Below are 8,976 nucleotides of genomic sequence, written 5' to 3' on the forward strand. Positions count from 1 at the left end.
TCGCCGCCTCCGCGAGGGCCGCCGGACCGCCGCACATCCGCAACGCCGGCACCCTGGGCGGCAACATCGCCTCCGCCGCCCCCACCGGGGACGCCCTGCCCGTACTGGCCGCGCTGGAGGCGACGCTGATCATCGCGGGCCCGGGCGGCGCCCGCCGCGAGATCCCGGTGTCGCACCTGCTGGCCGGGGTGGACATGCTGCGCGCCGGTGAACTCATCGGCTACGTGCGCGTGCCGCTGCTGCACGCCCCCCAGGTCTTCCTGAAGGCGACCGGCCGCACCGGTCCCGGCCGCGCGGTCGCCTCCGTCGCCCTCGTGCTCGATCCCGCCCGCCGCGGGGTCCGCTGCGCGGTGGGCGCCATAGCGCCGATGCCGCTCAGGCCCCTGGAGGCCGAGCAGTGGGTCGCGCAGCTCATCGACTGGGACAACAACCGGGCGATCGTGCCGGAGGCGCTGCACGCGTTCGGGGAGTACGTCGCCGCGGCCTGCATCCCCGACGCCGCCCCCGGAGAGGACGGCGCCGTCCCACCGCTTCCGCCCGCGGTACTGCACCTGCGGCGCACCGTCGCCGCGCTGGCCCGACGAGCACTGGGGAGGGCGCTGTCGTGACCGACGACCAGCACGGAGAGGGCACGCCCCGGGGCGGCGGCCGCTGGGACCCGCTGCCCCAGGGCGACTACGACGACGGCGCCACCGCCTTCGTCGAGCTTCCCGAGGGGGGCGTCGACGCCCTGCTGGACTCCCTGGAGAGTCCGCTCGCCGCGCCCGGCCACGGTTATGTGCCGCCGCAGATCACGGTGGCCCCCGCGACCGGCGCGGGCACCGACCCCGCGGCCATGGGCACCTGGCCCGCGCCGGGCGCGCCCGGCGCCGGGGCCCAGTGGCACGACCCGCAGGCCGGGCCCCCGCGGCAGGAGCCCGGGACGGACGCGGCCCCGCGACGCGCGGGACAGGACGACCGGTTCACGTACCCCCCCGGCCCCTCCGGCCCTTCGGGTTCTCCCGGGGCCCCCGGGACCGCCGGCCAGTGGGGCTTCGAGGAGACGCCCGCCGCGCAGGGGCACCCCGCGCCGAACCACCCTGCACAGGGCCACCCCGCGCCGGGCCAGGACGTCACCGGCCAGTGGTCGATCCCCGTCGCCGGCGGCGACCTCCCGGACGAGTCGGGCGAGTTCACCACGTCCGCCCTGGCCGAGCAGTGGGGCGGCACCCCTCCGGCCACCCTCCCGGGCGGCGCCTCCGCCCCCTGGGCCGACCAGGCCATCGGGCAGCCGTGGGGACCCGGCGTACCCGGGGTCCCGCAGGAGCAGCAGGGCGGTGAGCCCGGGCCGGCGGACGCGGGTCCCGGGAACGAGGGCCGGGAAGCCGGCCCCGAGCGGCACCGGGCCCCGCAGGAGCGGCAGGAGGGCGGACCGAGGCCGGGCGGCGAGCACGCGCCCGGGCAGCCCGCGCACACCGGCCCCCGGTCCTCCGGCGCGCCCCAGCCGTTCGCCACCGATGGGTACGCGGAACCCGCGGCGGAGCCGCAGTGGCGGTCCGGCGCGGAGGCGTACCCCGGCACCCAGGACGACCCACGGCCCGCTTCCGGCCCCGAGGGCACTCCCGAGGCCGCCGAGGCCCCTCGGGCCGCACACGGGGCCCAGGAGGCCGCGCACGGGGTCCCGGAGGCCGCGGACGGGGCCGCCCAGGAGCGGACGGAGCCCTCCGCCGCCGGGTCCGGCCCGGAGGCGGGCGGAGCACCGGAACCCGCCGCCGCGGACGCACCGGCGGCCGACGCCGCCTCCCCGGGCGCCGCGACCGCGCAGGCCGACCCCGACCCCGCCGGCTCCCCGGACGCCGTGAACACCCCGGACGCCTCGGATCCTTCGGGCGCCTCGAGCGCCCCGGGCGATCCCGCCCCGTCGGCGGCCCCCGCGCCGGACGGCTCGGCGCCGCCGCACGACCCGCCGCCCGGCGCCCCGCACGAGGACCACCCCCTGGCCTCCTACGTGCTCCGCGTCAACGGCTCCGACCGGCCGGTCACGGACGCCTGGATCGGCGAGTCGCTGCTCTACGTGCTGCGCGAGCGGCTCGGCCTCGCCGGCGCCAAGGACGGCTGCTCGCAGGGCGAGTGCGGGGCCTGCAACGTGCAGGTGGACGGGCGGCTCGTCGCCTCCTGCCTGGTCCCGGCCGTCACCGCCGCCGGCAGCGAGGTCCGTACCGTCGAGGGCCTGGCCCAGGACGGCCGGCCGTCCGACGTGCAGCGGGCGCTCGCGCGGTGCGGCGCGGTGCAGTGCGGCTTCTGCGTCCCGGGCATGGCGATGACCGTGCACGACCTGCTGGAGGGCAACCCGGCGCCCACCGAGCTGGAGACCCGCCAGGCCCTGTGCGGCAACCTGTGCCGGTGCTCCGGCTACCGGGGCGTCGTGGACGCCGTCAAGGAGGTCGTCGCCGAACGCGAGGCGCACGCCGCGGCCTCCGAGACCGATCCGGACGCGGACACCGACCCGGACGTGCCCCGCATCCCGCACCAGGCGGGCCCCGGCGCCGGCGGCGTCAACCCCTCGGTGTTCGGATCCACCGGGTCCACCGGATCCACCGGACCGCACGACCAGTCCCACGGCCAGGACGGAGGCCAGGCGTGAGCAACGAAGCAGCCACCGCGCAGGCCGCACGGGCCGCCGAGGCCACCACCGAGCCGGAACCGGTCCCGCACGGGCTCGGCACCTCCCTCCCGGCCGCCGACGCCCGCGCCAAGACCGAGGGCACCTTCCCGTACGCCGCCGACCTGTGGGCCGAGGGCCTGCTGTGGGCGGCCGTGCTGCGCTCCCCGCACCCGCACGCGCGCATCGTGTCCATCGACACCACCCACGCGCGCGAGATGCCCGGCGTCCGCGCGGTCGTCACCCACGAGGACGTCCCCGGCGCCCCGCTGCACGGCCGGGGCAAGGCCGACCGCCCGGTCTTCGCCGCCGAGGTCGTGCGCCACCACGGCGAGCCCATCGCCGCCGTCGCCGCCGACCACCCGGACACCGCGCGGCTGGCCGCCGCGGCCGTCATCGTCGAGTACGAGGTGCTCGACCCGGTGACCGACCCGGAGCAGGCGTTCGAGGCCGAACCGCTGCACCCCGACGGCAACCTGATCCGGCACATCCCGCTGCGCCACGGCGACCCCGGGGCGGCCGGCGACGTCGTCGTCGAGGGCCTGTACCGCATCGGCCGCCAGGACCCCGCCCCCATCGGCGCCGAGGCCGGTCTCGCCGTGCCCCGCCCGGACGGCGGCGTCGAGCTGTACCTGGCGTCCACCGACCCGCACGGCGACCGGGACACGGCCGCCGCCGCCTTCGGCCTGGCACCCGAACGGGTGAAGGTCGTCGTCACCGGCGTCCCCGGCGCCACCGCCGACCGCGAGGACCGCAGCTTCCAGCTCCCACTCGGCCTGCTGGCCCTGCGGACCGGCTGCCCGGTGAAACTCGCCGCCACGCGCGAGGAGTCCTTCCTCGGCCACGTCCACCGCCACCCCACCCTGCTGCGCTACCGCCACCACGCCGACGCCGAGGGCCGGCTGGTCAAGGTCGAGGCGCAGATCCTGCTCGACGCGGGCGCCTACGCCGACACCTCCTCCGACGCCCTGGCCGCCGCCGTCGCCTTCGCCTGCGGCCCGTACGTCGTCCCGAACGCCTTCATCGAGGGCTGGGCCGTGCGCACCAACAACCCGCCCTCCGGCCACGTGCGGGGCGAGGGCGCCATGCAGGTGTGCGCCGCCTACGAGGCGCAGATGGACAAGCTGGCCAAGAAGCTGGGCATCGACCCGGCGGACGTGCGGATGCGCAACGTCATGGCCACCGGCGACGTCCTGCCCACCGGCCAGACCGTGACCTGCCCGGCCCCGGTCGCCGAACTCCTCCAGGCGGTGCGGGACTTCCCGCTGCCGCCGCTGCCCAAGGACACCCCCGAGGACGAGTGGCTGCTGCCCGGCGGCCCCGAGGGCGCGGGCGAACCGGGCGCGGTGCGCCGGGGCGTGGGCTACGGCGTCGGCATGGTGCACATGCTCGGCGCGGAGGGCGCCGACGAGGTGTCCACGGCCACCGTGAAGGTCCAGGACGGCGTGGCCACGGTGCTGTGCGCGGCCGTGGAGACCGGCCAGGGGTTCGCCACGCTGGCCCGGCAGATCGTCCAGGAGACCCTCGGCGTCGACGAGGTGCACGTGGCCCCCGTGGACACCGACCAGCCGCCGTCGGGCGCGGGCTGCCGCGGCCGGCACACCTGGGTGTCCGGCGGCGCGGTGGAACGCGCGGCCAAGATGGTCCGCACCCAGCTCCTGCAGCCCCTCGCCCACAAGTTCGGCATGTCCACCGAGCTGCTGCAGATCACCGACGGCAAGATCACCTCCTACGACGGGGTGCTGTCCACGACCGTCACCGAGGAACTGGCGGGCAAGGAGCTGTGGGCCACGGCCCAGTGCCGCCCGCACCCGACCGAGCCCCTGGACGGGGCCGGTCAGGGCGACGCGTTCGTCGGCCTGGCCTTCTGCGCGATCCGCGCGGTGGTCGACGTCGACATCGAGATCGGCTCGGTACGGGTCGTCGAACTGGCGGTCGCCCAGGACGTGGGCCGGGTGCTGAACCCGGCCCAGCTGGCCGCCCGGATCGAGGCGGGCGTGACCCAGGGCGTGGGCATCGCGCTCACCGAGAACCTGCGCACCCCGCGCGGCCTGGTCCGCCACCCCGACCTCACCGGCTACGCCCTCCCGACCGCCCTGGACGCCCCGGACATCCGGATCGTGCAACTGGTCGAGGAACGGGACGTGGTCGCCCCCTTCGGCGCGAAGGCGGTCAGCGCGGTGCCGGTGGTGACCTCCCCGGCGGCCATCGCCTCCGCCGTCCGGGCCGCCACGGGCCGCCCGGTGAACCGGCTGCCGATCCGCCCGCAGGCCGCGGTGGTGACCGGCGGCTGACGTCCGGCGGCTGACGTCCGGAGGGCGCGTCCCGGGGACGCGCCCCGGGGACAGTCCCGGGGACGAGTTCCGGCGGAGAGGCAACGCACGGGGGCCGTTCGGGCGTCTGTGAGAACGGGGCGCCGTGCGGGTCCCCTGGTCCGGGGGCGTTGTCAGTGCCGGCGCGTAGGGTGCCGAGTGGTGGGGGACGGCCGCCGGGTCCGGACGGACGGGGTCCGTCCGCCCGGGTGGGACGTTCAGGGGCCCGGGACCGAGCAGACGTATCGCGGGGGAACCATGAGCACGACCGACACCGTCGCCACGGCGACCACATGCACCGGGGCGTACCTCGGCCCGTACGCCACGCACGCCTCCGCGCGCCGCCGGCCGGCCGGCCCCGGACTGCCCGGGGACGGCGGCCTGTTCGACTTCGCGCGGCTGTGCGACGAGGGCCTGCGGATCGCGGCGGACCCGACCGGCGGCCGGTTCCCCCGGCTGGTCATCGGCGGGCTGCCGGGCCCGGCGGGCCCGGAGCCGGAGCCGGTGCCGCTCGACGGGGCGACCGGCGAGGTCCCGACCCCGTACTTCTTCCACGACCGTCCGGACCTGATGGACCGCCGACCGCTCGCCCCGTCCCTGCCGACCCTGGTGCGGTTCGCCGCGGCGACGGACGAACTGGCGGGACTGCGCCGCCAGTTCGCCGCCCGCGCGGGCCGCTGCGACACCCGGGCGGTCGCGGTCGCGACGCGGCGGCTGCTGGCGGTGTTCGAGGAGGGCGCGGGCGGCGGGCCGGCGCCGCTTCGACGGATGGCGGCACTGATCCGGCCCCTGGCCCTGGCGGCGGGCCCGGACACGGCCTCGGGGCTGGCCCTCGACCTCCCGGTGCGCCTGCTGGACCGGGAGTTCGGCCGGGGCGGTGTGGTCCGCTTCGAGGAGGTCGACTTCCCCGCCACGCTCACGCACGAGCCGACCCGCCGCTTCCTGCGCGGGACGGGCCTGCCGGAGGACGTTTTCTTCTTCCGGCTGGACACCGACCCGCCGCTGCGGACCCTCACGGAGCACTACGCCGACGGTGAGGGCGCCTTCCCGCCCGGCCGCCTCCCCGCCCACGCCGACCGCCTCGTGCGCCTCGGGCACCTGACCGAGGGCGACGGCCTGGTCGTCGACGGAGCCACGGGCGCGGTGCTGCACTGGAGCGAGCCGGACGCCGTCCTCCGCCCGCTGAACACGGACGTCTCCACCCTCGCCTTCACCCTCTGGCTGCTCCACCGCGAGCACGACCTCGACGAGGCGTCGGGCCACGCGCTGACCGGCGCGGCGTACGACCGGCTGGTGATGACGATGATCCAGGCCCTGTCGTCGATCGACCCGGCGGGCACGACGGCCGACCCGCGCGGGCACTGCCGGGCGTAGCTCTTCCGGGACGGGGCGGGCGGGGTGCTCCGAGCCGGTCCTTCGGCCCCGGCCCCCGCCTCAATCGCCCGCCCGCAACGGGCATCCGGTGCCGGCCCGCGCGGTGAGTTCGGCGCGCAGGGCGGCGAGTTCCGCCATCCGCGCGTCGACGACCCGGATCTTCTCCGCGAACAGCGCGGACAGCGCCTGCGCGGTGTCCGGGGCGTCGCGCAACTCCTCACCGTGCCGTGCGATCTCCGCCAGGGAGAACCCGAGCGTCTGCGCGGTGCGGACGTACTGCAGCCAGACCACCGTCTCGGGCGCGAAGTCGCGGTAACCGCTGGACAGCCGCCGGCTCGTGACGAGGCCGAGCTTCTCGTAGAACCGGACGGTGTCCTTGGACAGGCCCGTTCGCGCGGCCAACTCCCCTATCAGCATGGCCCTCCGTCGGCCGGTGGCTTGACCTTGGACCCTACTCCACTGTTTAGCGTGCGGCATCGCCACCGCCGACCAGCAGGAGCTTCCTCGTGCCTCTCTTCCCCTCTCCTTCCCGGGCCCCCTACCTCCGTGTCGTACGGGCGAGCGCCTGGTACGACCTCGTCGTCACGGCCGGATTCGCGACCCCCTGGACCTACGCACTGGTGCACGGTCTGCTGTCGTCGGCGGGTGACGCCCTCGGCCTGGGCGCCCTGCCCGACCGCGATCCGGTACAGACCCTGTACGCGAACCTGATGGGTTCGGTCGTGGTCGTCTGGTCCGTCCTGCGCCTCAGGGGGACACGGCCGGCGCACGGGGTCTACGACGGCGCCGCCCGCATGCTGTTCGCGGCCTGGCAGGCGTACGCGCTGGCCCGTGGCGCCACGGGGGTGCTGTGGCCGTTCCTCGCCGTGGAGGTGGCGTTCGGCGTGGTCCAGCTCGTGCCGTGGTGGTGTCGGACGGACGAGCGGAAGGACGGGGCGGAAGCGGCGCTCGGGGGAACGGCGGGGTGACCCTCACGAGGACCCGGCGGCCCTGCGGCGCCGTACGGCCACGACCAGGAGACCGCCGAGCGCCGCGGTGCCGGCCGCCGCGGCGGCGAGGAGCGGGGCGCCGTCCGAGCCGGTGTGCGCCAGGTCGCCGCCGGGGGAGGCGCCGGTCGCGGTCGGGGTGCTGGACGCGGAGCCCGAGGTGCCCGAGCCGTCGGCGGCCTGCCCCTGCGGGGTGGTGCCGCTCCCGCCGGTGCCGGAGCCGCCGTCGTCTCCCGCGCCGCCGCTGCCGGAGCCTCCGGCGGTGCCGTCCGACGGGCTCGGGCCGGGTTCGTTGTCGGTGGGCAGGTCGATGCGGATCAGGTCGGTGTTGTTGGCGCGGTTCTTGTCGTACTCGGGGGCGATGTCGTACACGGAGGTCGCCTTCACCTCGCCCCTGGGGCTCCGGGCGTCCTTGTCGATCCTCACCGAGAAGGTGTAGGAGAGCGACTGGCCGACCTCGAGGGTGCCGTCGGCGGGCCAGCAGACGTACCGGGGCCTGCCCGGCACCGGCGGTCCGCTCGGGCCGTCGGTGCCGAACGGCGCGCAGCCCTCGGGGACCTCGGTGGCGACCGTGCCGGACGGGACCGTGACCAGCAACGCCGGCTGGTCGTCGCTGTCCTGGACCTGGACCCAGCCGGGGCCGTCGTTGCGGAGGCCGACCGTGAACGACTGGCTGCCGCCGGGGAGCGCCTCGGTCCACTCACCGACCGCGACGAGGTCGGCCGTGTTGTCCGCGGCCAGCGTCAGTCGCCGGTAGCTGTCGCCGAACCCCTCGCCCGGTTCCCCGCCGGTGGGTCCGGTGCCGTACTCGACGGCCTCCATCAGCGCCTTGGGCAGCGCCTCGAACCGCACGGGCACGGTGACGGAGGCGCCGGGCCCGACGACCGTGTCGAGCGTGCACAGCGCCTGTCCGACGCGGTCGCCGACGGTGGAGTAGGTGCAGCCCTCGACCGGCTCGGGGAAGTCGAGGCCACGGGTCAGCCGTATCCGGAAGGTGACGCCGTCCGCGGCCGCCGTCCCCCGGTTGGTGATCGTGACGGACTCCTCGTACGTTCCGCCGGGCGCGGGAGCGGTGCGCGGCAGGGCCGAGACCACCAGGTCGGGCCCGGTCTCCTCGGCGGCCGCCGGGGGCGCGGCGACGGCGGGAACGGCGACGGCGATGCCGGCGGCGGCCACGAGGGCGGCCGAGGGGCGGACGCGCTGGCGCACGGTTGTCTCCTCGTCGAAGTCGGACAGGAAGGCACGGAGACCGGGCGCCGATCGCCCGGACATGTCCTGGACAACCGGAGGCCGCCCGGGGTTGTGCTCCCGTTCGTGAGGACGACGTGAGAGACGTGGGAGGAGGAAGGCGAGGAAACTGAGGCAAGCGAGGCAAGGAAGGTGGAGGCCGTGGCGGGATTCGAACCCGCGTCACTCGCTTTGCAGGCGAGTCCCTCAACCACTCGGGCACACGGCCGTGTCCGTCGGGGTCCGTCGGAACCGGTGCACCGACCGTAGGCCGGGCGGGAGCGGTGCTCAAGGAAACGGCGGGCGCCGCAACGGGACTGCCACGCGCCGTTCACACAGGGGCGGCGGGGTCGTACGTCCGAGGTCCCGGTACGGTCCCGACCCCCGACAGGGGTCAAAGCAGTCCGTGGCCCTTACTCTGGCGGTCATGACCGCC

7 protein-coding genes and 1 tRNA gene are annotated in these 8,976 nt (G+C 76.4%); 5 read left to right on the top strand and 3 right to left on the bottom strand.

Annotated elements, in window-relative coordinates; all coding sequences use genetic code 11:
• From B7L92_RS31975 to B7L92_RS31990, 4 genes are all read left to right on the top strand, one after another.
• The coding region (locus B7L92_RS31975) for an FAD binding domain-containing protein (RefSeq protein WP_081240795.1) at positions 1-608 on the top strand (608 nt) is incomplete at its 5' end.
• Entirely contained in the window at positions 605-2,623 is a 2,019-nt protein-coding gene (locus tag B7L92_RS31980) for a 2Fe-2S iron-sulfur cluster-binding protein (RefSeq protein WP_081240796.1), read from the top strand. The genes B7L92_RS31975 and B7L92_RS31980, both read left to right, overlap by 4 nt.
• Positions 2,620-4,935, top strand: coding sequence for a xanthine dehydrogenase family protein molybdopterin-binding subunit (locus tag B7L92_RS31985; protein WP_081240797.1), 2,316 nt, complete (start codon positions 2,620-2,622; stop codon positions 4,933-4,935). The genes B7L92_RS31980 and B7L92_RS31985 overlap by 4 nt, the downstream gene beginning before the upstream one ends.
• Before the next feature lie 276 nt (positions 4,936-5,211).
• Positions 5,212-6,327 carry an SUKH-4 family immunity protein gene (locus B7L92_RS31990; protein ID WP_081240798.1) on the top strand — a complete coding sequence of 372 codons (1,116 nt, stop codon included), beginning with the start codon at positions 5,212-5,214 and terminating at the stop codon, positions 6,325-6,327.
• A 60-nt stretch (positions 6,328-6,387) separates the two neighbouring features.
• Here the strand turns inward: B7L92_RS31990 and B7L92_RS31995 are convergent, their stop codons facing one another.
• On the bottom strand, positions 6,388-6,744 hold the full coding sequence (locus B7L92_RS31995; protein ID WP_081240799.1) for a MerR family transcriptional regulator: 357 nt from the start codon (positions 6,742-6,744) through the stop codon (positions 6,388-6,390).
• Positions 6,745-6,833: 89 nt separating this feature from the next.
• Here B7L92_RS31995 and B7L92_RS32000 point away from each other — a divergent pair, with 89 nt between their 5' ends.
• Positions 6,834-7,295, top strand: coding sequence for a hypothetical protein (locus tag B7L92_RS32000; protein WP_081240800.1), 462 nt, complete (start codon positions 6,834-6,836; stop codon positions 7,293-7,295).
• A gap of 3 nt (positions 7,296-7,298) precedes the next feature.
• On the opposite strand, the gene B7L92_RS32005 is transcribed toward B7L92_RS32000, so the two are convergent.
• Entirely contained in the window at positions 7,299-8,585 is a 1,287-nt protein-coding gene (locus B7L92_RS32005; protein ID WP_107501664.1) for an LPXTG cell wall anchor domain-containing protein, read from the bottom strand.
• Positions 8,586-8,694: 109 nt separating this feature from the next.
• Positions 8,695-8,769, bottom strand: a tRNA-Cys gene (locus tag B7L92_RS32010).
• Positions 8,770-8,976 lie beyond the last annotated feature (207 nt).

The sequence above is a fragment of the Streptomyces viridosporus genome, from assembly GCF_002078235.1.
GTDB classification, from domain to species: domain Bacteria; phylum Actinomycetota; class Actinomycetes; order Streptomycetales; family Streptomycetaceae; genus Streptomyces; species Streptomyces viridosporus.

What these genes read in the sequence shown, in the direction of transcription:
- B7L92_RS31990 (WP_081240798.1), top strand. Translation starts at nt 5,212, where the DNA reads ATGAGCACGACCGACACCGTCGCCACGGCGACCACATGCACCGGGGCG.
- B7L92_RS31995 (WP_081240799.1), bottom strand. Translation starts at nt 6,744, where the DNA reads ATGCTGATAGGGGAGTTGGCCGCGCGAACGGGCCTGTCCAAGGACACC.
- B7L92_RS32005 (WP_107501664.1), bottom strand. Translation starts at nt 8,585, where the DNA reads ATGTCCGGGCGATCGGCGCCCGGTCTCCGTGCCTTCCTGTCCGACTTC.